25 protein-coding genes and 1 riboswitch are annotated in these 26,646 nt (G+C 40.5%); of the genes, 6 read left to right on the top strand and 19 right to left on the bottom strand.

Annotated elements, in window-relative coordinates:
• Nucleotides 1–24 precede the first annotated feature (24 nt).
• The 10 genes from aguA to BM398_RS10985 form a co-directional block, all read right to left on the bottom strand.
• Nucleotides 25–1,185 (bottom strand): agmatine deiminase, encoded by a 1,161-nt coding sequence (gene aguA / locus BM398_RS11030; protein ID WP_255367727.1) that lies wholly within the window; start codon nucleotides 1,183–1,185, stop codon nucleotides 25–27.
• 13 nt (nucleotides 1,186–1,198) lie between these two features.
• Complete coding sequence (nspC, locus tag BM398_RS11025; RefSeq protein ID WP_092337720.1) at nucleotides 1,199–2,362, bottom strand: carboxynorspermidine decarboxylase; 1,164 nt, start codon at nucleotides 2,360–2,362, stop codon at nucleotides 1,199–1,201.
• A 116-nt stretch (nucleotides 2,363–2,478) separates the two neighbouring features.
• Nucleotides 2,479–3,741, bottom strand: coding sequence for a saccharopine dehydrogenase family protein (locus BM398_RS11020; RefSeq protein WP_092337719.1), 1,263 nt, complete (start codon nucleotides 3,739–3,741; stop codon nucleotides 2,479–2,481).
• A complete protein-coding gene (gene speE / locus BM398_RS11015; RefSeq protein WP_026654477.1) occupies nucleotides 3,738–4,601 on the bottom strand; it encodes a polyamine aminopropyltransferase in 864 nt (287 codons plus the stop codon). Before speE ends, BM398_RS11020 begins: the two co-directional genes overlap by 4 nt.
• 23 nt (nucleotides 4,602–4,624) lie before the next feature.
• Nucleotides 4,625–6,073 carry an aminotransferase class I/II-fold pyridoxal phosphate-dependent enzyme gene (locus BM398_RS11010; protein WP_092337718.1) on the bottom strand — a complete coding sequence of 483 codons (1,449 nt, stop codon included), beginning with the start codon at nucleotides 6,071–6,073 and terminating at the stop codon, nucleotides 4,625–4,627.
• 210 nt (nucleotides 6,074–6,283) lie between these two features.
• On the bottom strand, nucleotides 6,284–7,213 hold the full coding sequence (locus tag BM398_RS11005; RefSeq protein ID WP_092337717.1) for a hypothetical protein: 930 nt from the start codon (nucleotides 7,211–7,213) through the stop codon (nucleotides 6,284–6,286).
• A gap of 288 nt (nucleotides 7,214–7,501) precedes the next feature.
• Nucleotides 7,502–8,098, bottom strand: coding sequence for a TIGR04100 family radical SAM protein (locus tag BM398_RS11000; protein ID WP_092337716.1), 597 nt, complete (start codon nucleotides 8,096–8,098; stop codon nucleotides 7,502–7,504).
• A gap of 11 nt (nucleotides 8,099–8,109) precedes the next feature.
• A complete protein-coding gene (locus BM398_RS10995; RefSeq protein WP_092337715.1) occupies nucleotides 8,110–8,637 on the bottom strand; it encodes a TIGR04002 family protein in 528 nt (175 codons plus the stop codon).
• A 126-nt stretch (nucleotides 8,638–8,763) separates the two neighbouring features.
• Nucleotides 8,764–10,008, bottom strand: a complete 1,245-nt coding sequence (locus BM398_RS10990; protein ID WP_092337714.1) for an MFS transporter — start codon at nucleotides 10,006–10,008, stop codon at nucleotides 8,764–8,766.
• Between the two features lie 139 nt (nucleotides 10,009–10,147).
• Nucleotides 10,148–11,533, bottom strand: coding sequence for a hypothetical protein (locus BM398_RS10985; RefSeq protein WP_092337713.1), 1,386 nt, complete (start codon nucleotides 11,531–11,533; stop codon nucleotides 10,148–10,150).
• Nucleotides 11,534–11,874: 341 nt separating this feature from the next.
• Here BM398_RS10985 and BM398_RS10980 point away from each other — a divergent pair, with 341 nt between their 5' ends.
• Nucleotides 11,875–12,747 carry an Rpn family recombination-promoting nuclease/putative transposase gene (locus BM398_RS10980; protein WP_092337712.1) on the top strand — a complete coding sequence of 291 codons (873 nt, stop codon included), beginning with the start codon at nucleotides 11,875–11,877 and terminating at the stop codon, nucleotides 12,745–12,747.
• A gap of 71 nt (nucleotides 12,748–12,818) precedes the next feature.
• Here BM398_RS10980 and BM398_RS10975 read toward each other — a convergent pair whose 3' ends face one another.
• Nucleotides 12,819–13,568 (bottom strand): radical SAM protein, encoded by a 750-nt coding sequence (locus tag BM398_RS10975; RefSeq protein ID WP_092337711.1) that lies wholly within the window; start codon nucleotides 13,566–13,568, stop codon nucleotides 12,819–12,821.
• The gene (locus tag BM398_RS10970; protein ID WP_092337710.1) at nucleotides 13,565–14,284 is read right to left on the bottom strand and encodes a queuosine precursor transporter; all 720 of its coding nucleotides are present in this window, start codon (nucleotides 14,282–14,284) and stop codon (nucleotides 13,565–13,567) included. Before BM398_RS10970 ends, BM398_RS10975 begins: the two co-directional genes overlap by 4 nt.
• A gap of 507 nt (nucleotides 14,285–14,791) precedes the next feature.
• Between BM398_RS10970 and BM398_RS10965 the strand changes: the two genes are divergently transcribed.
• Nucleotides 14,792–15,706, top strand: a complete 915-nt coding sequence (locus BM398_RS10965) for a peptidoglycan recognition protein family protein (protein ID WP_207648076.1) — start codon at nucleotides 14,792–14,794, stop codon at nucleotides 15,704–15,706.
• A gap of 300 nt (nucleotides 15,707–16,006) precedes the next feature.
• On the opposite strand, the gene groL is transcribed toward BM398_RS10965, so the two are convergent.
• The 3 genes from groL to BM398_RS10950 all read right to left on the bottom strand — a co-directional run bounded on the left by groL (nucleotide 16,007) and on the right by BM398_RS10950 (nucleotide 18,968).
• Nucleotides 16,007–17,629: a chaperonin GroEL gene (gene groL, locus BM398_RS10960; RefSeq protein WP_026654461.1), complete on the bottom strand. Its 1,623-nt coding sequence runs from the start codon at nucleotides 17,627–17,629 to the stop codon at nucleotides 16,007–16,009.
• A gap of 189 nt (nucleotides 17,630–17,818) precedes the next feature.
• The gene (locus BM398_RS10955) at nucleotides 17,819–18,103 is read right to left on the bottom strand and encodes a co-chaperone GroES (protein WP_026654460.1); all 285 of its coding nucleotides are present in this window, start codon (nucleotides 18,101–18,103) and stop codon (nucleotides 17,819–17,821) included.
• Between the two features lie 199 nt (nucleotides 18,104–18,302).
• Entirely contained in the window at nucleotides 18,303–18,968 is a 666-nt protein-coding gene (locus tag BM398_RS10950) for a hypothetical protein (protein WP_092337709.1), read from the bottom strand.
• A 68-nt stretch (nucleotides 18,969–19,036) separates the two neighbouring features.
• A riboswitch (cyclic di-GMP riboswitch) is annotated at nucleotides 19,037–19,124 on the bottom strand.
• A gap of 208 nt (nucleotides 19,125–19,332) precedes the next feature.
• On the opposite strand from BM398_RS10950, the gene BM398_RS10945 reads away from it, so the two are divergent.
• Complete coding sequence (locus BM398_RS10945) at nucleotides 19,333–19,659, top strand: hypothetical protein (protein ID WP_092337708.1); 327 nt, start codon at nucleotides 19,333–19,335, stop codon at nucleotides 19,657–19,659.
• A gap of 83 nt (nucleotides 19,660–19,742) precedes the next feature.
• On the opposite strand, the gene BM398_RS10940 is transcribed toward BM398_RS10945, so the two are convergent.
• Nucleotides 19,743–20,786, bottom strand: a complete 1,044-nt coding sequence (locus tag BM398_RS10940) for an SseB family protein (protein WP_092337707.1) — start codon at nucleotides 20,784–20,786, stop codon at nucleotides 19,743–19,745.
• 277 nt (nucleotides 20,787–21,063) lie between these two features.
• On the opposite strand from BM398_RS10940, the gene BM398_RS10935 reads away from it, so the two are divergent.
• Nucleotides 21,064–21,453, top strand: a complete 390-nt coding sequence (locus BM398_RS10935) for a hypothetical protein (protein WP_026667004.1) — start codon at nucleotides 21,064–21,066, stop codon at nucleotides 21,451–21,453.
• Here the strand turns inward: BM398_RS10935 and BM398_RS10930 are convergent.
• Genes BM398_RS10930 through BM398_RS10920 form a run of 3 tightly spaced genes read right to left on the bottom strand, consistent with a single transcriptional unit; the run spans nucleotide 21,450 to nucleotide 23,739 of the window.
• Nucleotides 21,450–22,343, bottom strand: coding sequence for a metallophosphoesterase family protein (locus BM398_RS10930; protein ID WP_092337706.1), 894 nt, complete (start codon nucleotides 22,341–22,343; stop codon nucleotides 21,450–21,452). The two genes, BM398_RS10935 and BM398_RS10930, sit on opposite strands and share 4 nt — an antisense overlap.
• A 9-nt stretch (nucleotides 22,344–22,352) precedes the next feature.
• The gene (locus tag BM398_RS10925) at nucleotides 22,353–23,267 is read right to left on the bottom strand and encodes an SPFH domain-containing protein (RefSeq protein WP_175531916.1); all 915 of its coding nucleotides are present in this window, start codon (nucleotides 23,265–23,267) and stop codon (nucleotides 22,353–22,355) included.
• Nucleotides 23,268–23,289: 22 nt separating this feature from the next.
• On the bottom strand, nucleotides 23,290–23,739 hold the full coding sequence (locus tag BM398_RS10920) for an NfeD family protein (protein WP_092337704.1): 450 nt from the start codon (nucleotides 23,737–23,739) through the stop codon (nucleotides 23,290–23,292).
• 176 nt (nucleotides 23,740–23,915) lie between these two features.
• On the opposite strand from BM398_RS10920, the gene BM398_RS10915 reads away from it, so the two are divergent.
• Nucleotides 23,916–25,376 (top strand): GGDEF domain-containing protein, encoded by a 1,461-nt coding sequence (locus tag BM398_RS10915; protein ID WP_175531915.1) that lies wholly within the window; start codon nucleotides 23,916–23,918, stop codon nucleotides 25,374–25,376.
• A 201-nt stretch (nucleotides 25,377–25,577) separates the two neighbouring features.
• Nucleotides 25,578–26,618, top strand: coding sequence for a GGDEF domain-containing protein (locus BM398_RS10910; RefSeq protein ID WP_092337702.1), 1,041 nt, complete (start codon nucleotides 25,578–25,580; stop codon nucleotides 26,616–26,618).
• Nucleotides 26,619–26,646 lie beyond the last annotated feature (28 nt).

Raw genomic sequence — 26,646 nt, 5'->3', positions numbered from 1 at the left:
CCGTATTATAGACAAGTTTTTTATTTATTCCGGTATCTGCTGTGTTATGCAGTGAATATTTCCGCCGCCAAGCAGAATGTCTGTAGCAGGGATGCCTACAACTTCTCTGTCCGGATGAATATCTTTTAATATATCAAGAGCTCTCTTATCGCTCTCCTTATTCGCTCCGCCAAACTGAGGAACAAGAAGTGCTCCGTTAATATAATAATAATTCACGTAACTTGCAGCAAGTCTCTCTCCCACACTTCTTTCTTCTTCGCCGTCCTCAAACACATAATTGGCGAGATTGTCTTCATTTATAAGAACTGGAACATCGGGAATCGGAAGCTTGTGAATCTTTATTTTCCTACCCTTTGCATCCGTCTTACTCATAAGATAATCATATGATGCCTTCGAAAGCTCATATTGAGGGTCATTCTTATTATCGCTCCAAGCAAGAACAACTTCGCCGGGCTTTGTAAACGCGCACACATTGTCTACATGCTCGTTCGTTTCATCATTGTAGATTCCTCTGGGAAGCCATAAAACTTTCTCAGCTCCGAGATATGTCTTTAGCTTATCTTCTATCTGTTCTTTTGAAAGAGAAGGATTTCTTCCCTTGCTTAAAAGACAGCTCTCAGTAACCATCAATGTTCCGTCGCCGTCCGTATGAACAGATCCGCCTTCAAGGATAAATGGCTCTGCATCGTAATATTCATATCCGCAAAAATCGCAGAATTTTTCAGGAACCGCATTATCTTTATCCCAGCTTGCATAAAGTCCGTCGAATTCGCCGCCCCATGCATTAAAGCCAAAATTCACGCCTCTTTTCGATCCGTCTTTTCCCGAAACAAATATTGGCGCAACGTCTCTTGCCCACGAATCATCGGTATCGATTTTGATCAGGTTCATAGCATGATCAAGTCTTCCTCCGCAGTCTGTGCAGATTTTTCTCGCTATCAGATCGGTGAACTCTTTCGCCTCCGCATAATACAGCGGATCGTTCGGAACAAGAAGATATAAGTCTTCTCTTTTTAATATCTCATAAAAGATCATTCCAAAAGAAGCAAGTGCTCCGCTTCTGTCTTTTCCCCAGCTTCCCGGCCTTGTGGGATATATCATTATTGTACCTTCGTGCCGGTCAAACTCAGCCTGCATACGAAAGCCGTCATTTATGGGCAATGCGCCCTTTCTTGTTATCTTCAACCTAACTCCTTACTCATAATCTTGATTTAAAATCGTCATATGAAAACTTCTTAAGTACTTCAACACTTCCGTCTTTATGCATAATATCAATATCGGGAAGCGGCATACCGTTAAATGTATTGTTCTTTACCATGCTGTAGATTGCCATGTCTTCAAAAGTGAGCCTGTCACCGATCTTAATCTCACGATCAAAGCTGTAATCGCCTATAACGTCACCCGCAAGGCATGTTCTCGATGACAATCTGTAGGTATACTCTTTTTCATCGCAAAGGCCTGAATCCTTAAGAGGCGGCCTGTAGGGCATTTCAAGCACATCGGGCATGTGACACGCAGCCGATGTATCAAGAATAAGAACGGGATAATCCTCCGTCTCGACAATATCCATTACCGTTGTAACAAGGTATCCGGCATCAAGTGCCACCGCTTCGCCGGGCTCAAGATATACATCAATATCATACTTCTCTTTAATATATCTGATAAGATTCTTAAGCCCCTCTCTGTCATAATCAGGCTTTGTAATGTGATGTCCGCCGCCGAGGTTTATCCATTTTATCTGTGAAAAGAATTCTCCAAAGTCATTTTCAACTTCGTTAAAAGTCGCCTCAAGTGGCTCAAATCCCTGTTCACACAGAGTATGGAAATGAAGTCCCTCCACTCCTTTGGGAAGCGGATTGGGAAGATTTTCTCTTCTTATTCCAAGGCGCGATCCGGGTGCACAAGGATCGTATATCTCATGTCCTTCCTGCGTGCTAAATTCAGGATTTATCCTGAGTCCAACAGATAGTTTTTTCTCTGAGACTGCTTTCTCCCATACGTTTCTGTGGTGTTCAAGCTGTGCTACAGAATTAAAAACTATATGATCGGCAACTTCACACACAAGAGGAAATTCCTCATCCTTAAATGCCGGCTCAAAAACGTGATTCTCGAGCTTTTTCTTTCCCTCAAAAGGCTTTATCATTTCTTCGTAGGCAAGCTTTGCCTCGTAAAGTCCCGAAGCCGTAGCTCCCTGAAGATATTCTCCTATAAGAGGATACGTGCTGTACGCAGAAAAAGCCTTCTGTGCAAGAAGAATCTTTGCCCCCGTGTCTTTGGCGATATCCAACAAAATTATCAGGTTATTCAAAAGTTTCTGCTCATCTATAACATAAGCAGGCGTTGTTATTTCGGTTATGTTCATTAAAACTCTCCTAAATCCTATCTACTGCTCAATTTCCTACAACAAAAAACAAACAAAGCTCCACTTCTAAAATAAAAAGTGAAGCTTTGCCTATATTATAATCGCTTAAAACAATCTCAATCAACCAAAATCGGATTCTCGTCAACTACCCAAGGAAGTCCGTATTCATTAAGCATCTCCATATATGGATCCGGATCGAACTCATCTGTTGTATATACACCAGGCTTTTTCCACTGACCGTTTACAACAAGAGCTGTTCCGATCATTGCAGGCACACCTGTTGTGTAGCTGATAGCCTGGCTTCCGAGTTCTTTGTAGCACTCCTGATGATCGCATACATTGTAGATATATACAGTCTTTTCTTTTCCGTCTTTGATTCCGCGGAAAATACATCCGATATTTGTCTTTCCTACAGTTCTTGGACCAAGGCTTGCGGGATCCGGAAGAAGTGCCTTAAGGAACTGAATAGGCACAATATCTTTTCCCTCAAACTTGATAGGAGTCGTTGAAAGCATTCCGACATCTTCAAGGCAACGCATATGATCAAGGTAACTCTGTCCAAATGTCATAAAGAAACGGATTCTCTTAACTTCAGGGAAGTTCTTTCCGAGAGCTTCGATCTCTTCATGGTGAAGAAGATACATATCCTTCTGTCCCACTTCAGGGAACTCATATACTCTCTTGATCTCCATAGGCTTTGTCTCAACCCAGTGGCCATCCTCCCAGTAGCTTCCGTTTGCGCTTACTTCACGGAGATTGATCTCAGGATTAAAGTTTGTTGCAAAAGCATAACCGTGGTCGCCGCCGTTGCAATCAAGAATATCGATATAATGAATCTCGTCAAAATAATGCTTTCTTGCATATGCGGTAAATACGCTTGTTACGCCGGGATCGAATCCTGTTCCGAGAAGGCCTGTTATTCCTGCCTCCTTGAACTTATCCATATACGCCCACTGCCAGCTGTAATCAAAGTATGCTGTAAAGCCCTTCTCCTTGCAGCGCTTCTCATAGATCTCACGCCACTTCGGATCGTCTGTATCTTCAGGCTCATAGTTTGCTGTATCGATATAGTCAACCTTGCACTCAAGGCATGCGTCCATGATCACAAGATCCTGATAAGGAAGAGCAACGTTAAGTACAGCGTCAGGCTGATACTCCTTAATAAGTGCGATAAGCTCGTTTACATCATCTGCATTTACAGACTTTGTAGTAATCTTGACACTGCTACCGCTCTTTTCAATCTTTTCCTTTAATGCATCGCACTTAGAAACCGTGCGGCTCGCAATACAAAGCTCGGTAAATGTCTTGCTGTTCTGACAGCATTTCTGTATCGCAACCTGTGCGACACCACCGCAACCTATAACTAATAATCTGCTCATCTAGACATATCCTCCTCTTCCTGAAGCAAATCTTCTACATACTTGGGGAGCATAAACGCTCCTTTATGTAAATGTGTGGTGTAATACCACGTCTTTATTCCTCTTTCATCCCATCTGTCGGGATTAAAATCCTTGAGCGGATGGTACTTCTTGCTGGCGAAGCCAAAGAGCCAGTATCCGGCGGGACATGTGGGAATGTGCGCCTGATAAACCCTGTTTACGGGGAATACTCTGTACGCCTTCCTGTGCATCGCCCTGCAGCTCTCTTCGTCCTCATCGTAGAACGGGCTTCCATGCTGATATACCATGATTCCGTCGTCATGAAGTGCTTTATAGCAGCTTCCGTAGAACTCTTTAGTGAAAAGACCCGCTTCATGTCCCAAAGGTTCCGTCGCGTCATTTATTATAAGATCATACATATCATCACATTTACGGAGATACTTAAGACCGTCCTGATAATAGATATGTACTCTGTCATCCTCAAGACCTACCGCATTGTCAGGGAAATACTGCTTGCAGACATCCACAAACATATTGTCCGGCTCAACAACATCTATTACCTTAATCTCCTCATAGTGAGTAAGTTCTCTGGCAACACCGCCGTCACCGCCACCGAGAACGAGAACTCTCTGAACCTTGGGATGAACAGCCATAGGAACATGTACGATCATCTCATCATAAGTAAACTCGTCCTTCTCGGAAAAGATAATGTTACCGTCCGAAGTAAGGAACTTGCCAAACTCAGGCGAATCAAAAACATCTATTCTCTGAAATTCGCTACTACCGGAAAAAAGCTGCTTGCTGATCCTGATACTGATCTTAACATTTCCGGTATGCATATCACTGAACCAATAATCCATCTCTGCCATTATCGATCTCCTATTTATTTTAATACAAAAAGCTCCGAAATATCTTCGCTCTCAGGTCCCTGCATCGAACATCCCTTCTCCATAGCCGTCTTAATATACGAAAGGATATCCCCTGTTATAACTTCTCCCGGAGAAAGAATCGGTATTCCCGGAGGATAACACATTACAGATTCGGCGCTTATCCTTCCTACACATTCTTCGATAGGAAGCTGTTCTTTTTCCGCATAAAAAGCTTCCTGAGGCGTAGCCTTGACTATAGGGGTAACATACTCTGCCGAGAAAAAGCTCTGCGCCGGCTTAGAATAAAGTCTTCTGATATCCGCAAGCGCTCCCGCAAGTCTCTCTATATCCTGAAGTCTGTCTCCTATAGAAATATATGCCATGACATTCGACAAGTCTCCAAACTCCATCTGAATGTCATATTCATCTCTAAGAAGATCGTATACCTCTATTCCTGTAAGACCGATGCTTCTCGTATTTACTACAAGCTTGGTCTCGTCAAAGTCAAAGATACTTCCTCCATTTATAAGCTCATTGCCATAAGCGTAATATCCGCCTATATCATTTATCTCTTCTCTGGCGTATTGCGCCATCTTAGTTACTTTCTCAAAACTGTCATGTCCGTTGAGAGCAAGATTTCTTCTGGAAATATCAAGGCTTCCCAAAAGAAGGTAACTTGCACTTGTAGTCTGAGTCAGATTTACAACACGGCTGATATAGCCGATATTTGCATCCGCTCCGCAAAGAAGAATCGAACTCTGCGTAAGACTTCCACCGGACTTATGCATACTGATAGCTGCCATATCCGCACCGGCAGCCATAGCATTTAAAGGAAGCCCGGGTCCAAAATACAAATGAGTTCCATGCGCCTCATCAACCAGAGCTTTCATTCCGTTTTCATGTGCAAGATCGACAATTGCTTTAAGATCTGAACAAATTCCGTAATACGAAGGATTGTTTATCAGAATAGCCTTGGCATCGGGATTTTCCTTCACTGCCTTTTTTACATCTGCAATCTCCATACCAAGCGGAATTCCAAGCTTGGTATCAACCTTCGGATCAATATATACAGGTACAGCCCCACATAAGATAAGTGCATTTATCGCACTCTTATGCACATTTCTGGGCATGATGATCTTTTCACCTTTTTTTACATGAGAAAGAACCATCGCCTGAACAGCACTCGTCGTGCCATTTACCATCATAAATGCATGCGCGGCGCCAAATGCATCCGCCATAAGCTCCTCAGCTTCCTTGATAACGGAAACCGGATGACAGAGATTATCCAAAGGTTTCATGGAATTAACATCTATCCCAACACATCTGTCACCCAAAAAACGTACCAGTTCAGAGTTTCCTCGTCCCCTCTTATGCCCCGGTACATCAAAAGGTACTACCCTTTGCTTGCGAAATTTTTCAAGAGCGTCATAAACAGGCGCTTTCTTTTGTCTACTAAGGTCCAACTGCCGTTCCTCCTACCATCGAGAAATGGTGTTGCACAAGTTCTCTATCAAAAAAGAGCGGTGCGTACAGTGTAAAGCGTACGCACTACTCCCCAATCAATTCTAATTGTGCAGCAAAATTATGATACTATATATCTTCCCATTATGAAAGTAAAATTTCGCAGGAAATAAAGTATTTAAGCTACTATTCTATTATTCTGTATATCTGTGTCAAAATGCAAAATTAAATGTGTAATTAAGACCCGCATTGTAAATCTTATCATTACTCTGTGTGATCTCTAATGTTGCATCTTTCCAGCCGTTCAGCTTAATGATTCCTTTAATATTGTTTCTGTTTCCGGTAAACTCAAGCTCGCCGTTACCTTTATCTTTAAAGGTTCCTTCCAAAAGAGCCATCTGATGAATTGAAATTACAGCCTCGTTACTGTTATCAGCACCTTTTCGTGTTATAAGTATACTGCTGAGAGTATCTGAATCCTGAGTATCAACAAAAATTCCGTATGCCGATCTGTCAGGGAATTTAAACTTCTCTTCTCTTGACTGGGCAATTTCATATGCAAGAGCCACGCATCTGTTATGAGCGGTATCCTCCATAAATTCGCTTGCAAGTTTAGGATCTACGGCTTCACCATTTTTGCTGTCGCCGATACTTTTCTTCATTACATCTTCTTTAACTGCGTTCCAGTTTTTCTGGTCTTCAAGAAGTTTTTCTCTCTTAGCGGCATCTGATATGCCGGCAACTCTTGTGCAAAGCGTATTTAATTCGCAATCCCATACAGTACGAACAAGTCCTGCAGCAACATCTTTCTCTTCTTCTGTAACAGCCATCGAAGAAAACTCTGAGTACTTTTTAGCGATCTTCTCTACTCTGTCAATCTCATTCTGCATTGATGTCGCATCAGCTATAGCATCCTTAATCTCTTCTTTGATTTCAAATGAGTGATCCTTAAAAAAATCAAACTTTGATGGATCTTCTGAATCCGCACTTCCTGCAATCTGTATTGCATTCGCATTTACATTTGCAGTGACCATTTTAACATTGGCCGGGTCAACCCCAACTACGGTATCTGCTGCAGCGCATCCCCATACGGCAACTGATAGCGTTGAGATCAGTAACATTGAATTAATTGACATTTTCATACTTGGCTAATTCCTCCGCTTAACGTGAAACATAATATTAAGTGTCATCATTTGCTGCTTAGTATCGCACACAATCTGATACATGAGTCATATTATAGCATATAATGCGACCTAAATTGTGAAGATTGTGAAAAGTCGTTTAATCAATAATAAACTTACTCATTACCGAATAATTAACTAAAAAACACTACATCCAGCAAGGATTTTATGATTAATTTAGTCTAAAGTCAAGAGAAAAAATAAACCATTTCAATCCCCGTGGTGTAGCGCTTCACAAGTTTTTCTTATTTAAGAATAATGTCTTATCCTAAGTTCAATTCCGGTTTTTTCAGATAATTCCTTACATTTCTCGATATCCTGTTCAGGAAGGACATCAACAATCGACCATTTGACATCTTTTATCTGTTCTTTGCATTTCACTGCAAAATCAACCATCTTATCAAAACCGTTTTCATATTTGGGTCTCGACACTTCCTGATACTTTGCCGCATCAGGTGCATTAAGGCTGACAGAAACGCTGTCGATCACCTTGGAAAGCTCCGGCACAATATTTCTGCCGTTCTCCTCATTGCCAAGCCCGTTGGTATTAAGACGTGTCTTTAATCCGAATTCTTTTTTCACAAGCCCTGCCGCCTCAATAAGCGTATCCAGTGCACAGGTTGGTTCGCCGTATCCGCAGAACACAAGCTCATCATATCCGGAAAAATCATAATTTCGTATCGCATCTAATACTTCTTCTTTGGTTGGATTTTTCTCATGCCATAGATTATCGGCACTTCCAAGTCCATTCTTTAGTGATCTGATGCAAAAAGTGCAACTGCAATTACATTTATTGGTAATATTCGCATAAACCGAGTTTTTGTATGTATATAAGATATCTGCCATTTCCCCGCTCCTTATGATGTAAATTTTAAAATATTTCTCTTTATTCCCGCGCTCTGGAACGCTGCCGCTCCTATGTAGAAAAAGATCGCACTTCCGCCGGACTGTACAAGGCTGCCCGACAAAGCCGACAATAGTGCAACTTCGCTTCCAAACAGAATCTTTTCCGCAATATAATATCCGGTCGCCGAGATAAAGAATGAAATTATGGGAGCTATAATATTTCTTTTCGTAAGAAGCGCATCGCTTTTACTTGTAAAAGGCAACACGATAAGCATCTTTATTATTACCGTGGCAACAGCCCACATAGGTGCTGTCAAAAGATCGGCGATTCCTCCCCCGAGTGCACCTACAATCATTGCATATGGCGTAGGCAAAAGTACCGCCGAAAGATATATGATCGAATCACCGAAATGCACATATCCTCCGTTCACACCAACAGGTATATGAAAAATATATGCCGTAAATATGACGGTTAACGCAGTCATTGCTCCGGTGAGGGTCATAAGTCGTATTTTTGTATTTGCATTTTTCTCTGTCATGGAAACATCCCTCCCATATCAAATATTTATATGAAACTTTACAGCAAATCTGATTATATAGAAATAGTCAGATTATGTTTTTTTGATATGACCAGATGCTTTTTTGACATTTTAATCCCAATTTGATCAACTTGCCATTCGAGACTCGTCATAACAATCGACAATCTCTTTTTTATCGGCTTTCACCGCAGCAATCGCCGCGATCACAGCAACAGCTGCCATAATTATTGAAAATGTCCACGCATATTTAAGTCCGCAATTATCAAACAGGTATCCGCTGTAATACTTCACAATGCCGGTTATAAATGCTGAAACAAAATCTGTAATACCATACAATCTTCCTCTAAGATCGGCAGATACTTTTCCGGCCAGATACGCGCCTACAGCCGTGGCCGTCAGGATTTCTCCCAAAGTAAAGAGAATTATTGATATATAATATCCCCCGATCAGACCAAATGACAGAAGGAACGAAACAAAGCTGAGCACCTGAAACACTGTTCCCATCATATATTTTTTTGCAAGAGATACTTTTTCCAGCAGCATGGTCATGAACGGAGTAAAAAGAACTACTATTATGCAATTCAAACTTGCAACCGAACCATATATCGCCGCACCGGTTTCCGGATAAGCTTTGGAAATATCAAGTGGCATAAGGTATCCAAACTGAGAATATGCCCCTTCTTGAAAACACATGGCTATAATAAAGAAAATAAGCGCAGTGCTGCTTTTAATAGCACTCCATATAGTCTCATTGCCCGTTTTCTTTACCATAGCGTTCGATTTGGCTTCTCTATTGGGAAAACCTTTATCTTTCACAAAAAGTCCAATCAGAACGGTAGAAATTGATATTGCAAGTCCATTTATGATAAAGCACAATTGCAGGTGGTTGTTAAACAAAAATCCTGCGATTGTCGGTGCAAGTATCAGTCCGATATTTTTTCCGAGGTACAACAGCGAAAAGGCTTTTTCTCTTTTATCCTTGGGTGTTATATCAGCAACAAGTGCACTATAAGCAGGATGCTCAAGTGTCTGGAAAAAGGATCCCGCCATTATTACACATATTGTAAAGAGGGAAAGCGGTAAAAAACCACTTGTGATATAAAGGATGATAGATATAATATCGCAAAATATTATTAGTTTTTTCTTGTTAAATTTGTCCGCAAGATGTCCGCCCCATATATTTGCCGGAAGGAAGAACAATCCGCTGATTATCGAAAACGTCGCAGTATCAGTGGCATCCATTCCAAGCTTCTTGTTTAGGATCATAGTAAGAATCGGCCAGATCATCGCGCCAAGATTCGTTGCTATCCTTCCTATAAACAAAATGTAGTTTTCTCTTTTAAGTCCCTTGTATTGCGTAAATAATCTCATGATGTCAATCCTTCCTTTGAAGCAACTCTACGTATTAAGTCAAGAAGATAGCATTTTTACAATAAACAGTCAAGTAAAAAGAGACCCCGACATGTTCGCCAGGGCCTCCGAAAAAATCATATGTAACTTTTCTTATTATTTATACAAGCTTGCCGCCTTTATGTCTCTTAATCTCAAACCGGCCGCCTGATGTGATTGTATCTTCTACATACGCGGTAAGGATATCTCCGTAGCCGCGCTGATTATCCTTGCTAAATCCCGGCTCAAGTGATTGGAATTCCCCATCAGCATAGGTAATAGCCAGAGCATTATTCTCACTTGTCTTAAGAACAAAGATAGTCTCTTCACCGTTTTTAACGGCAGTATATTCATATCCGTTGCTTTCAAGGAAGCTCTCGATCTGATTTACATCTCCCGATACGGCATCTGCCATAGTCATATCAGAAGCAGAAGCTGCTGCTTCCTCTACAACTGCCTCTGTAAGAGCATCCACCTCCGCATTCAAAACTTCATCCAAATTATTCATCTCGTCAGCTGACATGTCTCCTCCAATATCTTCAGTAATAGTTTGATCACTCTCAGGCTCCTTCATTGCGTCCATAAGAGCATCCATCTCAGCGGGATCGGGCAAACTGCTCTCGACATTCGCTGCCTCTTTGGCAACAACTTCTCCAAGAAACGCATCCTCAGCAGCCGGTGCTTCAGGCATAGCTTCTTCTATATCAGGAATTTCCTGAGTTTCTAATTTATCTTCTTCTATAACAGGCTCATCCAAGATTACTTCCGAAAACTCAGGCATAGGCTCCGTTGCTTCCGTGATAGGAATCTCATCTGACATATTTTCTGTAATTTCAGTTATGGGTGCCTCTGTAATGCTGTTATCTGCAGTCTCGGTAATCGGCACTTCTGCAGCGTTATCAACTTCAGGTATCTCTGCCGCCAAAGCCTCTAAATCATCCATAATCGCCGCCTCTTCCTCTGAAAGGTTCACCTCTTCAGACTCTGCATTGCCGGAAGCATCTGCCTCAGCCATCGAAGCAAGCATCGCATCAACATCAGTTGCTGTCTCGGCTTCCGCCATTGCAGCAAGCATTGCATCGACATCAACAGCCGGTTCTGCTTCCTTAGCTTCATCTACAGCTTCATCTGTTACTTCCTCAGCAGTTTCCTCTGTATCCAATAACTCTTCTATCGGTTCAATATCAATAGATTCGCCTTCTCCCAAAGTTTCAGCAAGCTCCTCCGATTGTACATCTGTCGCAATACCCTCCAATGCTTCAGTCATAGCCGCATCAGCTTCAATAATGTCCTGAGCATCAGGCGCCGCATCTGCTATTGCATTAAGCACATCAATCGGCGCATCATCAATTGCAGCGGCATTCCCCACATCCGTTGCAGTCCCAACATCTTCGCGCAAAAATCCTGCCGATGATTCTTCTGCTTTCATAGCAGCCAAAAGATCGTCAATATTTGCATTAGATAAATCCTGTTCGCCCAGAATATCCTGAGTGTCCATACCTTCCATATACTGTCTCCTTTCAAAGCTATCCTCTTATTCAGATATTTCTTGCTGTCATACTATAACAGCATATCACTCTTTCGGTATGTTTTTATTATCTTATAGTTTAACTATAATTAACAGTAAATTTTTTATAAATTCAGAATATTCCTTTTTTTAAACAAGATTTCATCTATTTTCTCGTAAATATTGTATACTCATTCTCTTCTACATAAAATCTTAAGGAATTTCGCAGGTATTTCTTAAGATTTATCTGTTATCATAATTTAGTCAGCAGGTTTTTCAACAACCATTCTTTGCTGATTTCATGGCGACTCGCCAAATTTATGCATCATTGAAAGGAAAATATGGGAAACAAAGATATTGCAGAAAAACACTTTGAAGAGATTAACAAGGTATTTGCAGATATCGTAAACGGAACACTGTTTGCAGGGCGTCAGACCGTTCACGAAAACGAACTGATAGACATCCCGTGCAGATCGCAATATAAAGCCGATGACGGTGAACTCCACGAACAAGAACGCGATATTGTAAAACGTTGGTCAAAAGAAAACGTCATCTTTTCTATAATCGGAATCGAAAATCAGACGGTAATAGATAAAGATATGGTTCTAAGAGTGATCGGTTATGACGGAGCTTCATACAGGAGTCAGCTGATTAAAAAAGATTATTCTATCAGATACCCTGTCACAACTATTGTGTTATACTATGGAAAAGAGCCTTGGAATGCTCCAATAAATCTAAAAAACAGACTAAGCATTCCTAAAGAATTAAGCAAATATGTAAGCGATTATCATATCAACGTATTTGATATCTCGCACACATCGACCGAACAAATTAATCATTTATTTAATAGCGATTTTAAGATACTTGCCAAGCATATGAACGGAACCAAAGATCCCAACGAACTTAAGGATAAAATTGAGTATCCGGATCAATTACTTAAGTTATTATCTGTACTCACAGGTGATAAACGATTTAAAAGTTTGCAAGGAAAACTTAAAGAAGGAGATTCTACTATGGACGAATTACTTGATATGTATGAAAATAAAGGAAAAATCAAAGGTATAATCGAAGGAAAAAATGAAGCATACCACGAAGTAACCATCAACATGATAAAAAATGGAATATCTCTGGATGTTATTGCAGCTTCGATTCCTGCCTTCCCCAAAGACGAGATTCAAAAAATCTTTGATAGCATCACAAAAAATAATAATTAAAGTATACTGTAAACAAAACGGAGATAGCTCATATGAGTTATCTCCGTTTGTTGATAGAGCGGCTCTATCATCTATATATCATGCCCCACTTTGTGCTCGTTCCCTTCATCCCATTCATCGTAGATATCAATTGCAGGATTCATTTTAAGTTCTTTGTAGAAATCGCTGTTATAGAATCTTTCTATCGCGTCAACATCACGCTCAGGCCCGTTCTTTACCGTTGTATATATACTTAGATTAACTCGGTCAAAATACTCCAGTCCTATCTCAATATCTTTTTTGAGCTGTTCGATAGTCTGGCCTTCCATCCCGAACATAATATTGCTCCATTGAAAATGCTGTGCTATCTGCTCAGGTGTGACCCCCGGAAGCCCTTTATGCAGGATATCTTCTCTGATATGCTCATCGAATGTTTCAACGCCACAGCGAAAAACCGTGTCAATACCATCCTGCTCAAAAAACTCGGTGAAAAAGCGATTTGCATCTCTATAAATATAATGTCCTTCAAGGATAACTGTCTTAATTCCCTTATCTCTGCAAGTTTCCCTGATGTAATTGATCGTAGTAAACGGAAGCTCGGTATATGACGCCGAGCAGGTAACTTCAAGAACCGTCGAACCAACTTCTGTTCCTTTTACCTGTGCGAGTACTTTTTTATTTACCGAATCACATGCAAGAACTGACGAGGATTTATCATCCTGATAATCGCAAAAAGTACATTTTCCCCAAGAACAGCCAAGAGATACCAATAAAACATTTTCTCTTTTCATAGAGCTCGTGTTTTCATCTACAAGCTGATAGCGCACAAGATCGTAGATCATGCAACTGCCTCCTGCTCGTCATCATCATCTTTTTCCAAAAGAATTCCGCTTTTACGGTTAAGATATCCCGCAAGGTACAAAAACGGCGTATCGCAGGCCGCGATAAGCATCTCTATGACAGATCCCGCAAGAGCAACTTCGAGACAATATAAAAGCGGAAATGTTCCAATAAATGCAAGTATTGAAAATCCAAAGTTCTCAGCGCAGTTGCAAAGGATGGTAGATATGTTGTTTCTGAACCACATATATTTTCCACCGGTCTTCTGTTTAATCTTCTGATAAAGAATAACGTCCCCCCAGTTTGATAACACAAACATTACTCCGGATGCTGTCGTAATTCTCACAGACATAGCAAAGATGCTCTTCATGGCACCATCTACCGTATCATATGAATTCGGAACAAAAAGCTGTGTGAATATCGCAAAGATAATATAGGCAATGAGCGCTGCCGCCGCGATCTTCACAGCATTCTTGCTTGCTTTGTCACTGTACTTCTCATTGAGAATATCTGTCGTAAGGTATGTCGAAGCAAACATGACATTTCCAAGAGCCGTTGAAATACCTCCGATATCAACCTGCTTGGAAACCTGAATATTTGCAAAAACAACTGCAAGTGCCATCCATGTATAGAGCCCCCACTTCCCAAAAAGCTTGTCCATTACAAGGACTCCCGAAAAACATACGATAAGTTCCAAAATGCCCAGTAATAAATTCATTTTCTATGACCTTTCTTTAATAAAAATATGTCTACATGAAATATTTGCGCAGGGAAAATCAGAAATAAAGAAAACTATTTCCTATGAAATAAGAAAAGCTCTGCGAATGTACGCAGAGCTATCAGAATGCATGATAATACATGTTATTTCCAATCAGCCCTGGTTTTGTTTAACGACAGGATGGTGCAAACGAACTGTCGAGTCATTACTGATATGACCTTGGGTATAGTACTACGAGTTTAGGGTCGTGTCAAGATGTGTATTATTTCGTTTTTTATTTTTCTTAATGATAATCGTTGACACTGTTTCTAAAACATGGTATAAGTGTACTAGGAGTGTTAATACACTATTACTAAAACTCTAAAACCCCTTTAACATATTTATTTAGACTATTACATCAAAAGAAAGTATAAAAATATGAACAGACATATGGTAGCTCAATCGGTACAATTTATGCCGAACAATCGCATAATAAACTTTAACGAAAGCAAAAATATAAGAACTATATTGGAAGAAAGAAAAAGACAAGCACAGCCCCGGCACGACCGCTCTCCTATTCAGAGCAGTCAAAAAAGCCAAACAAAAAATCCGGCTCCAAAAAAGAAGAGCAAACTAAAAAGCAATGTAATCATTCTTTTTATTGAACTGCTTATACTCATTGCTATCGGCGCACAGGCTTTTACAATATTATCCAAAAAAAGTAATGTTGAGATTGCTGCTGAGACAAAAATTCCATCTTGGATAGATGTTCAACTTATAGATAAGGGCAACCCATCAAGGAGTGGTGTGATTCTTGAAGGCATAAATGATATTGTTATTCATTATGTTGGTAATCCAAGGACTACCGCACAGCAGAACAGAGATTACTACAACCAGCAGGATTCAGATGTATGCTCACATTTTGTTGTAGGAATGGATGGCGAGATAATAATGTGCGTTCCTCTCACTGAAAAGTCCGCTTCAAGTAACGACAGAAACAAAGACACCATTTCTATTGAGGTATGCCACCCGGATGTCACAGGCGAATTTACAGATGAGTCTTACCAGTCGCTGATAAAGCTTGTAAACTGGCTCAGAGCAACATTTAATCTCAGTACGGACCATGTTATAAGGCATTACGAAGTTACCGGAAAAGAGTGTCCGATGTATTATGTAAAAAATCCGGAAAAGTGGGATCAGTTTAAGGCAGATTTAAAGACTGCCGAAGAGGGAAAAGAAGTTACGAGTACATATCCCAAGCATGCTTCTGTAGACGATATAAATTATGGTCTGGACGATAGTGATGATACTGAAGATTATTCTGCGGAGAATAGTGAGGATGTAGATTATAGTGAATCTAATGATTATTATGCAGATAATACGGAATATGATGAGTATTCGTATGAGACACCGGTTGAGGAGTATGAAGAGATTTATTATTAAAAGAAAGTGAGTTGGGGAATGCGAGCAGTTATGCGATGATAGCATAGTGCAAGCGCCTATACAAGAGAAAAACACCACATCGTACATTGCTTATAAATAATCAGTACGATGTGGTGTTTTTCTCTTGTCGTCCGTTGTCGCAAAGCTCTATCAAGCGCATAATCAATCACGCTCCTTCGGAGCTTTTCAAAATAAAAAAGAGAACTGCCCTTTCAAGCAAGCTTGAGGGCAGTTCTCTTTTTTATTTTGACCACTACGTGGCGATTGATTATGCGCTTGGCGAGTTTTGCTCGTTATCGCTTACATCATTCCCATACCGGGGCCACCTGCGGGCATTGCGGGAGCGGGCTCTTTGATTGTTGCTACGGCTGCTTCTGTTGTAAGGAAGCTTGATGCAACGGATGTAGCGTTCTGGATAGCGCTTCTTGTAACCTTGGCAGGATCGATGATTCCGTCCTTAACCATGTCTACGTACTCTTCTGAGTATGCATTGAAGCCTACGCCAACTTTGCTCTCTTTAACCTTGTTAACGATAACAGATCCGTCAAGACCTGCGTTGTTAGCGATGTGGAAAAGAGGAGCCTCAAGTGCCTTAAGAACTACGTTAGCACCTGTCTTCTCATCTCCCTCAAGGCTTGCTGCAAGCTTCTCAACTTCCTTAGATGCATGGATATAAGCTGATCCACCACCGAAGATGATACCTTCTTCTACAGCAGCTCTTGTAGCGTTGAGAGCGTCTTCCATTCTGTACTTAGCTTCTTTCATTTCAGTCTCTGTTGCAGCACCTACTCTGATAACAGCTACACCGCCTGCAAGCTTAGCAAGTCTCTCCTGAAGCTTCTCTTTATCGAAATCTGATGTTGTATCTTCAATCTGCTTCTTAATCTGAGCAACTCTTGCTGCGATCTCATCTTTCTCTCCAAGACCGTCAACGATTGTTGTCTTCTCTTTTTCTACCTTGATGCTCTTAGCTCTTCCAAGATCATCAAGTGTTGTATCCTTAAGCTCAAGGCCAAGGTCTGAAGAAATAACCTTACCGCCTGTAAGGATAGCGATATCCTCAAGCATAGCCTTTCTTCTGTCACCGTATCCGGGAGCCTTAACCGCTACTACATTGAATGTTCCGCGAAGCTTGTTAACGATAAGTGTTGTAAGAGCCTCACCGTCTACATCCTCAGCGATGATAAGGAGCTTAGATCCTGTCTTAACGATCTGCTCAAGAAGAGGAAGGATATCCTGAATGTTTGAGATCTTCTTATCTGTGATAAGTACATAAGGATCTTCAAGATTTGCTTCCATCTTATCCATATCTGTAGCCATATATGCTGAGATATATCCTCTGTCAAACTGCATTCCTTCTACAAGGTCAAGCTCAGTCTGCATTGTCTTTGACTCTTCGATTGTGATAACGCCGTCGTTTGAAACCTTCTCCATAGCGTCAGCGATCATCTGTCCTACTTCATCATCTCCTGATGAAACAGCGGCAACTCTCATGATCTGATCCTTGCCCTTAACCTTTGTAGCCATCTTTCCGATTGCTTCTACAGCGCACTCTGTAGCCTTCTTCATACCCTTTCTGAGTACGATGGGGTTAGCACCTGCAGCAAGGTTCTTAACACCTTCATTGATCATTGCCTGTGCAAGAACTGTAGCTGTTGTTGTTCCGTCACCTGCTACGTCGTTTGTCTTTGTAGCAACTTCTTTTACAAGCTGAGCGCCCATGTTCTCATAAGCATCTTCAAGCTCGATCTCTTTTGCAATTGTAACACCGTCGTTTGTGATTGTAGGTGCACCGTATGATTTATCAAGAACTACGTTTCTTCCCTTAGGTCCGATTGTAACTCTGACTGTATCTGCAAGCTTATTAACGCCTTCCACCATAGCTGTGCGGGCGTCTGCGCCGTACTTAATTGTCTTTGCCATTTTAAATGCCTCCGTTTAATATATTATTTATTTTTCCGTGATATACGGATTGCTCCGCTTCGCTCCCGCAATCCTACATACATTCGGAATCCGGCATATCTGCCTACTTCCTCATGTATGTTCGCATCCCGAAGTCAAAAAGTCATATGTGCAAGCACATGACTTTTTGACCTCTGTCTGCTATATCACTCATTTTATAATAGCAAGAATATCGTTCTGCTTAACAATAATGTATGTTACATCATCAAGCTTAACTTCTGTTCCGGCATATTTTGAATAGATGACATTGTCACCCTTCTTAACCTGCATAGTAACTTCTTTACCGTCAACTACTCCACCGGGTCCGACAGCGATAACTTCTGCCTGCTGAGGCTTCTCCTTCTCTGCTCCGGGAAGTACGATTCCTGATTTTGTTGTCTCTTCTGCTTCAAGCTGCTTTAATACAACTCTGTCTGCAAGTGGTTGTAATTTCATTACAAATGCCTCCTTTATATGATGGTTTGAATAATCTTCTTAATTGTTAGCACTCTTTTAAGTTGAGTGCTAACCTCTAAGAACATATATTAGTGACTTCGCTTTATATGTGCAAACGCGAATATAATACCATATTTATTATATTCGCGTTTTTTCTTTCATATTCTCTTTTTTTCTCGTTTTTGCATCATATGCTTTTTTATGGCTTAAAATACGTAATCGCAACAACCTTGTCATCTACTGCAAACGTGATTCCACAGTCCTGGAAATCATAATTCATGATATGGCTTCCCTCATCAGCTTCACTTGAAGGTTCTCCATAAGCGGCTCTTAACTCTTCTTCCGTACTTCCTACGGAAATGCCTTTGGAAGTCTTTAAGTTCTCATCATGAACCGTAAGCTGCGCAGGCTTTTTTACCCCATCAACCTCTTCAGTGAAAAGAATCATTCTATCGGTATCAATATAATAGATATTTCCGGAATTATCGCCCGTCTGATTATCTTCCGTACTGATAACACTCAGTATCGTTTCAATATCATCATTTATCGAAGCAACTTTTCCATTGTATTCAAAAGAACCGGCAGGAAGCTCAGGTTCCTCGGAAGTTGCTTCCGTAGCCGCATCTTCTCCCGAAGCTCCATCGGATGCATCCTCCGATCCGCTATCACTAAATAATCCTTCTATATCAATATCCTTTTCATCATTGATAAAAGACTCAACAAATTCACCTATATCGGATACTTCCTCTATATCCGGCAAACCCTCAATTTCGGGCAGCCCCTCTATTTCAGGTAGCTCATCACATCCGGAAAGCGCGAACATCAGCACTGTTGCCATTAAACATGTCAAAATTCTTTTTTTCATACAACCAACTCCCTTTCAAAAACCCCAACTAACAAAAAAGACCGCACAAACAGCAGATCAATCCGCTATTTTGCAGTCAAACCATCTCTTTATATAAATAATAAAAGATTTACGACTTTGCGCCCATACATTGCTATATGTTTGCCCCGTTTTATATATGTTAATTTTAACATAACTGTAAAATATTATCAATCTCAACCACGCCATGCCAGGTACTCTCCTTTATTTGCAAATATTCCAGCCTTATAATCCACTTTTATGGCACAAACTCTTGCATCATTTGAAAAAATTATTTATAATCATTTTATTAACATTTATTTTACAAAAATGTAGAGAAACATCTTCTCTAAGATTGGAAAATGCTATGGAAACTAAAATAATATTCATCAACGATGAACTTATATCGCATAAAAAAGAACTTGAAAGCTGCAGAAAAGAGATCAATGAACTACTGGCAAAATTTGAAGAAATGGAGCTCGATCCCGCCAACAAAAGCTATGTGCGCATGATGGCGGCCAAGATCAACATAACAATGCACGATATTGATTCAAATATCCGAAAGATATCTTTTGCATACAATATTGCGGAGCAGTACGCCGAGAGGCTCATCAACTATTCATATATGAAAAACACACTTCTTACGAATGATGCCGAAGATGAAAGTCCGGATACAAAGCATTCCCAAAATTGAATGTCAAAACATCAAAAAAGCTCATAATAATACCTCCTGCCAATTCCAAATGACAGGAGTTTTTTTATATACCTTCATAATATTTACATGAGTTTCTTTCGTCCGAGCATTTTTCTGATTATACCCTTGGACATCTCAAAACCAAGCGATCCCGAATTAACAACAATCATATCCTCCGGTGCGCCCATAAGATCCGATGCTTTCCAGATCCAGCCGCCCCACTCTTCCTGGGAATAAACCTTATTAAACTCATCCCAGTCGGTAAATACAGGAGTTGCGTTAGTTTCATTCTTACCGCTTCCTTTGGAAAGACAGGGAATGGAAATCTTTGTTCCCTTTTTCACCGAACCTTTTGCATCAATTCTTTTTGCAATCTGATCCATTCCTTTAACAGGCACCAGAAACGAAGCACTTCGAAATGCTTTGACTATATCTTCTTCAAGCTTTTTAAGCATTTCTTTTTTTCCGTCATAATCGGCACTGTAAAGGCGCTCTTCCTGGAACTTTGCCACCGAGCGGAAAAAATCCGGATTCATCACAGGACGGTTTATTGCAGGCGTCTTGCTAAAATCTGGTGCCGGGATTATTTCTTCGCTCTTAATAGATATCGCAGAATACGCCAGGATATCTACCTGAAAAACCTCCACTCCGCGCATATAAGCCGAGATACCAAAGAATCTTAACAGATCGCTGTGAGGTATTTCAGTTACTTCAAATGTTGTTCTGAACTGCTTCATAAAGTAACCGACACATTCATCGGCATACTCTCTTTCCGTAAAAACCCAGACCCTGTTTCCGTCATCGATAAACGGCGAATGAGTTATCCTGTCTGTAATCGTCCAAAGACATTCCGCTGACTTAAGCCTTTCTATTATGATCTTCTTAAGTACATCTATTGCCTTAACAAATCTGACCGCGTGCGCATCCTTCTTCTTTAAGGTATCCTTGCTAATACCTACAAACAATCCCTTTTCGACTGCATAACACGCATTTGAATGAATCGTAATAATATCCTGAATCGGGAGCTTTTTAATCTCCTTCATGGTTTCTGTTTCATCCGGACTTATCCTTGGCACATACCTGTCGCTTATAGCATGTGCATGCTGTGTTCTCTCTTCTCTTGTCATTAATAAAAAAATATCCCTTTTGTCTTTTACTGTTTCTTCTGCTACGTTATTAGGAAATTAATTATATAAACTTCCTATTAACATCTTACCATGTGAGCCCTCTTATATCAATAATTTGCCCTCTTAAAACCTGCCATAATTATTTCATACTCTTTTAATAATAAATAAATTGCATCCACGGCACTTATATTACATAATACTGTTAAGAAAATGTCGCTTTCAAAACATGGATGTTTTGAGTTTACAGATGTATCGCATGTACAAGGAGGGCAATGTTATGAGCACAAATATATTTAACAGTCTATCGGGCTCATACAATTACATGTCCGATATGAGCAATCTTATTTCGGATTATTCAAGCATAAAAAACGGCTCTTACAGGTCGCTTATGAAATCATATGTGAAAAAAGTCGGCAATCAGGCAGCACTTGATGCATATCGCGAGACAGGAAGCACTGCAAACGTTTCTGTTTCGGATCCCGACAAGGCTACAGATTCAAAGAAAGTAACTTCTACATCAAATACCAAAGACACAAGCAAAGTTACTACAGACAAATACGAGAAATTCAAATCAAACTGGCTTGATAACCAGCTTAAACAATATGAAAAAGACGGCAGTAAAACTACTGCCGCCGACACATCTGTATCAATTGATACAACAACTTAATTTGTTTTATGCGGAATCTCTTTTCCCGCAAGATCGATATAGTTCTCTTTAAGAGCTATAGCCCAGTACTTTTCCGGAATATCCGGCCATTTAACTGCTCCGCGCTCCTGCTCGCACAATCGCATGGCGCGGAGCATAACTGTTTCAGTAAGATCTACTCCCGTCCTTATCGTGTGCATTGCAAGTGCTGCCCAGGCAGGTGCAATATTGCAAAGGCCCGACTCCTTAAATTCCTTTAAGATTTCTTTCCTGTTATATTCAAGCTGAATAAGCTCTTCTTCCCATGTCTTCCCGTTTCCGTGAAGAATACAGAACTGCGTCTTTCCTCCATGAAACCACGGAATACCAATAGATCCGGGGCCAACCGCTTTTTTCCCTCTGTAAACATATGCATCCTGAATATGCACATGCCCGTGAAGAAGGAGCGACGTGTTCATATGCGCGAGTATCCTCTTCGTATTTCGCTTCTCCCTGATAAGCACCTCACTGGTATTCTCGGGCGAACCGTGGCAATACTGAAATTTCGGCATTCCCGGCATCTCATATATTCCCTGATTCTGAAGCGAAGCAAAAAAATCAAAATCTTTATCCGTAAGATTATTATATGTGTAAAGAAGGCTTCCGCTGGAAGAACCTGCCTTCCAGCCCTCTCCGCCCCTTTTCTTGTAATTAAGAAGATACTCTTCTCTGTTTCCGCGTATTATGCAGGTATTAAAATACTGCTTGAGAACATAAACAAGTTCCATTGTCTTCTGAGGATATGGGCAATCCGACACATAATCCCCCAAGAGTATAAAATTCGTTATTCCTCTCTCCATCGTATAATCAATACAAGCCTGCAACGCAGAATGATTGCCGTGTATATCGGCAAATACAGCAATATCCATCATGTAAGATGATTATCCTTTTACAATTTCTTTTAATGATCCTGCAAGTCCCGCAACACCCTGAATGCTTGAAGGAACAATTATCTTGGTTGCCTGTCCGTCAGCAGCCTTCTCAAATGCCTCAAGGCTCTTAAGTGTAAGAACAGACTCATCTGCTCCTGCTTCCTTGAGCATCTTGATACCCTCTGCATTAGCCTGCTGGATATTCTTGATAGCCTCAGCCTGACCTTCAGCCTCACGGATTCTCTTTTCTCTCTCAGCTTCAGCTCTGAGGATTGTAGCCTGCTTATCAGCTTCGGCCTGAAGAATCTTACTCTGCTTCTCACCTTCTGCAACAGTGATCTGTGACTGCTTCTCACCTTCTGCGAAAAGAATCTTCTCTCTCTTTTCACGCTCAGCCTTCATCTGCTTCTCCATCGCGTCACGGATCTGCTCGGGAGGATTGATGTTCTTAAGCTCAACTCTTGTGATCTTGATTCCCCAAGGATCTGTTGCGATATCAAGCGCATCCTGCATCTGTGCGTTGATCTGGTCTCTTGATGTAAGTGTCTCATCAAGTGTAAGTGAACCGATAACGTTACGAAGTGTTGTTGCAGTAAGGTTCTCGATAGCTCCGATAGGATTTCTTACACCGTATGCAAAAGCCATAGGGTCTGAAATTCTGAAGAATACGATTGAATCAATCTGCATTGTTACGTTATCCTGAGTGATAACGGGCTGAGGCGGGAAATCACAATACTGCTCCTTTAAGTCAACCTGTCTTGCCACTCTGTCTATAAACGGAACCTTGATGTGAAGACCTACATCCCAAGTCTCCTTGTAAGCTCCGAGTCTCTCAACAATAAATGAATGTGCCTGAGGCACGATCCTGATATTTGCCGCAAGCAAAATTATCACAAGAACGATTACAATAGATACCACTGCCATAATTATGTCCTCTCCTTATTTTTTAATCAGTTACTTTTTTTACCATCAGCTTATTTCCGACGATTTTCTCAACTACAACTTCCTCTCCTTCGGAAATAATGATGTTGTCATCAATCGACCTTGCAAGCCAAATTGAACCCTCAAGCTCAACCTTACCGCTCTCATTCATATTATCGATCTTAGTCTTTACAATAAGTTTCTTACCGATAACCGAATCAATGTTGGTCTTGGTCAGCTTATTATTGAAATGCTTGGTTGCAAGAGGTCTTACCGCCGCAATGCATATGACTGAAACAAGCACAAAAACAGCAATCTGAACCGGAATACCTGCCCCTATGAGCGCAAGTATCATCGCTACAAAACTGCCTGCCGCGAACCAAATTGTCACAAGTCCTACGGTTGCAAGTTCAATTAATGCAAATACAACAGTGATTATCAGCCAATAACCGGCCGGTGTAGAAATAAAATCCATAGATGCCCCCTTCCTCCCTAGTATTACTCGTATTATACAGTTTTTTAGGCAAAAAAGCTATTTATATCTTGGCCATATTAGGTCCTAATTGGTTTATTGATTTTTTATCGCTATATCATTTGATTATTAATTGAATCGCGGTTATCATATATTAATAGGGGAAAGGATATATGCATATGAATCGTGAGCTTTATACCAAACTTAAAGTATCAGTAAATTCTATACCTCTTTCTGCAACCGTTATATCGGTAAAAAAAGACGAACATGGAAATTGCGGCGAACTGCGCTATTTTGCAATAAACACTTCGTTCACCAATGACTGTGTCGCCCTGTTTTTTCAAGATGAAACATCAGATAAAAGTCTGGAAGAAAAATTAAAAGAAGTCGAATCCAAGGTAGAAGGCGCACTATACACAATAAACGTGCAAAAGGAGCCCAAATTTGAGGACGCCTGTTTTAAATCTGCCTGGAAAAAAGAACCTCTCCATACTTATGTAGATACAACCAAAATGTACGGCTACTGGACCGAAGACTTCTTCCTCCCTGTCGCTGTAAGCGATGACGAAAAAGATCCGGATGTTGCTTATTGCCTTTTTATATACACCCTCAACAAAGAGATGGATGTAAATAAGTTTTCCGCAGTATCTCCCGATATTGCTTCTTTTATCATTAAAGCCTGTCTCGAGCTCCAAAGTGAAAATGATTTCTATTCCAGTATGCAGCTTGTTACGGATTACATCAGAGAGTATACAGGTGCCTATGGTGCGAGCGTAATGTCATACCAGAGTGACCTTGAAAAATACGAAGTTATCAGCGGCTCCACGGTAGATAATGTAAGTATAAAAGAAATCTTCTCTCATATTCCTTTCTCTACGGTTGCCAGCTGGGAAATGCTGCTTAAGCACACAAATGCGATAATCATAAAAAACGAAGACGATCTAAACTACTATGAGACACAAGCACCTGCGTGGGTAAAAACACTAAGGGCCAGTAATGTGTTCAATCTTTGTCTCGTACCTTTTTTGCGCCAAAACTCCATCATTGGTTATTTATATATTTCTAACTTTGATATCCGTTTAATGACAAAAGCCAAAGAAATGCTCGAGCTCTTATCATTCTTCTTATCAGCCGAGGTTGCAAACCATCTGTTCCTTGAAAGACTCGAATACCTTAGCAATATAGATATTCTTACGGGTGTAAAGAACAGAAACTGCATGAATGCCGATGTTGAAGAATTTTCGATCAAATTCAAATTTAATCCAATGCCGTTCTCTGTTGCTTTTTGCGATATCAACGGTCTTAAGATAGTAAACGACAATCAGGGACACGATGCCGGTGATAAGCTTATTGCCGCCGCAGCCGATATTCTCAAAGACATCTTTAAAGATGACAATATCTACAGGGCAGGTGGCGACGAGTTTTCCATTATCTCAACGCACAGTACCGAGCGCGAATTTGAGGAAAAGATAAAGAAACTACGCGAGCTCACCAGCGATCCCAACAAACTGTGCTTTGCAGTAGGATACTATCACGATGGCGGTTCAGGCCCTTTAGAGCTTGCAATGAGATACGCAGACGAGCGAATGTATCAGGACAAAAACGAATTCTATGAAAGACATCCCGACATGAGACGCTGAACATTTTGATACGCATTTGATAAATTCCTCCTAAAAGCCCGATATATATGCAATTCCTTAATTTTTTATTTATTATTTTTCACACTTTATTGTTTGATTATTCATCGTTTTAAGGATAATATATATAAGGAATATTGATTTAATCTGCACTTCCTTATAAGCTCCGCAGGGACGCGGCAGAAAGCATTTTGGAGGTATACAATGTCACTCGACACATTATTTGATCATTTTGAAGAAAAAGAATTACCGCCCGATCTCTCGGCATTCATAATAAAGACTTGTCTTCACATGCGCAAAGGTGAAGATTTTCGCTCAAGCATGAATAACGTTGCAAAAGATCTAAGAGAATTCACCGATTCCTATGCTTCATGCATCATGACTATTTCAAGAGACCTTTACAGATTTGACGTTATTGGCGAAAGTGTGAGAAACAATGAGATTGTCCTTCAGAATGTTTTTGACAAAATTCCCTATGAAATAGTTGAATCCTGGGAAGAAATGATCCTGGAAAACGATTCTATAATAATAAAAAACAGCGACGACATGGAATATTATGCAAAACGCTCTCCGAAATGGGTAGAAACCCTTAAAGAAAACGGAGTCGAATCACTATGTCTCATTCCATTCATTCATCAGAATACAATCATCGGCTATATGTATCTCACAAACTTTGATACATCGAATATAGACAATATAAAAGAGGCTATAACTCTTATGTCTATATTTGTTTCCTCAGAAGCTGCCCACCATCTCCTTATAGAGAGATTAAGAAGCCTTAGCCTTATTGATTCAAGAACAGGCGTATATAACAGAACTGCCATGAACAACATGGTCGATGAGCTGTCAGCACAGTTAAAGCTTGCTCCGGCTCCGTTCAGCGTTGCATTCTGCTATCTCAACACGCTTAAGACCGTCAATGAGAAAAAGGGTCACGATGTAGGAAATACCCTTCTTAAAGAAGCCGGAAAGGTGCTAAAAGAGGTATTCCAGAACGATTATATCTATCGCTCATCAGGTGACGAGTTCGCGATCATATCAACAACCTGTACCGAAGATGAATTTGAGGAAAAAATTGAGAACTTAAAAGATCTTGCAAGCGATCCCGAGTGGCTCTATTTCACAGTCGGATACTACACAGACAACACAGACGGCGCTCTGCACAGTGCTATGAAATACGCAAACAAGTACGAACAGGAATTCAACGAAGAATTCTATTATAACTATCCCGATATGATCAAATAATCATTATAAAAATCACGCCTGCAAAATC

The sequence above is a fragment of the Butyrivibrio sp. M55 genome, assembly GCF_900116865.1.
Lineage (GTDB): Bacteria > Bacillota > Clostridia > Lachnospirales > Lachnospiraceae > Butyrivibrio.
The sequence above is the reverse complement of the archived record's forward strand: the minus strand, read 5'-3'. Positions and strand labels throughout refer to the sequence as shown.

Coding starts and splice junctions, on each gene's coding strand:
- BM398_RS10990 (WP_092337714.1), bottom strand. CDS start 10,008: ATGAGATTATTTACGCAATACAAGGGACTTAAAAGAGAAAACTACATT.
- BM398_RS11005 (WP_092337717.1), bottom strand. CDS start 7,213: ATGAAAATGTCAATTAATTCAATGTTACTGATCTCAACGCTATCAGTT.
- BM398_RS10955 (WP_026654460.1), bottom strand. CDS start 18,103: ATGAAATTACAACCACTTGCAGACAGAGTTGTATTAAAGCAGCTTGAA.
- BM398_RS10935 (WP_026667004.1), top strand. CDS start 21,064: ATGAGCACAAATATATTTAACAGTCTATCGGGCTCATACAATTACATG.
- speE (WP_026654477.1), bottom strand. CDS start 4,601: ATGGATTATTGGTTCAGTGATATGCATACCGGAAATGTTAAGATCAGT.
- BM398_RS10970 (WP_092337710.1), bottom strand. CDS start 14,284: ATGAATTTATTACTGGGCATTTTGGAACTTATCGTATGTTTTTCGGGA.
- BM398_RS10950 (WP_092337709.1), bottom strand. CDS start 18,968: ATGAAAAAAAGAATTTTGACATGTTTAATGGCAACAGTGCTGATGTTC.
- BM398_RS10910 (WP_092337702.1), top strand. CDS start 25,578: ATGTCACTCGACACATTATTTGATCATTTTGAAGAAAAAGAATTACCG.
- nspC (WP_092337720.1), bottom strand. CDS start 2,362: ATGAACATAACCGAAATAACAACGCCTGCTTATGTTATAGATGAGCAG.
- BM398_RS10945 (WP_092337708.1), top strand. CDS start 19,333: ATGGAAACTAAAATAATATTCATCAACGATGAACTTATATCGCATAAA.
- BM398_RS10980 (WP_092337712.1), top strand. CDS start 11,875: ATGGGAAACAAAGATATTGCAGAAAAACACTTTGAAGAGATTAACAAG.
- BM398_RS10925 (WP_175531916.1), bottom strand. CDS start 23,267: ATGGCAGTGGTATCTATTGTAATCGTTCTTGTGATAATTTTGCTTGCG.
- BM398_RS10915 (WP_175531915.1), top strand. CDS start 23,916: ATGAATCGTGAGCTTTATACCAAACTTAAAGTATCAGTAAATTCTATA.
- BM398_RS10995 (WP_092337715.1), bottom strand. CDS start 8,637: ATGACAGAGAAAAATGCAAATACAAAAATACGACTTATGACCCTCACC.
- BM398_RS10920 (WP_092337704.1), bottom strand. CDS start 23,739: ATGGATTTTATTTCTACACCGGCCGGTTATTGGCTGATAATCACTGTT.
- BM398_RS10985 (WP_092337713.1), bottom strand. CDS start 11,533: ATGGAAGGTATGGACACTCAGGATATTCTGGGCGAACAGGATTTATCT.
- groL (WP_026654461.1), bottom strand. CDS start 17,629: ATGGCAAAGACAATTAAGTACGGCGCAGACGCCCGCACAGCTATGGTG.
- BM398_RS11020 (WP_092337719.1), bottom strand. CDS start 3,741: ATGAGCAGATTATTAGTTATAGGTTGCGGTGGTGTCGCACAGGTTGCG.
- BM398_RS11000 (WP_092337716.1), bottom strand. CDS start 8,098: ATGGCAGATATCTTATATACATACAAAAACTCGGTTTATGCGAATATT.
- BM398_RS10975 (WP_092337711.1), bottom strand. CDS start 13,568: ATGATCTACGATCTTGTGCGCTATCAGCTTGTAGATGAAAACACGAGC.
- BM398_RS10940 (WP_092337707.1), bottom strand. CDS start 20,786: ATGACAAGAGAAGAGAGAACACAGCATGCACATGCTATAAGCGACAGG.
- BM398_RS10930 (WP_092337706.1), bottom strand. CDS start 22,343: ATGATGGATATTGCTGTATTTGCCGATATACACGGCAATCATTCTGCG.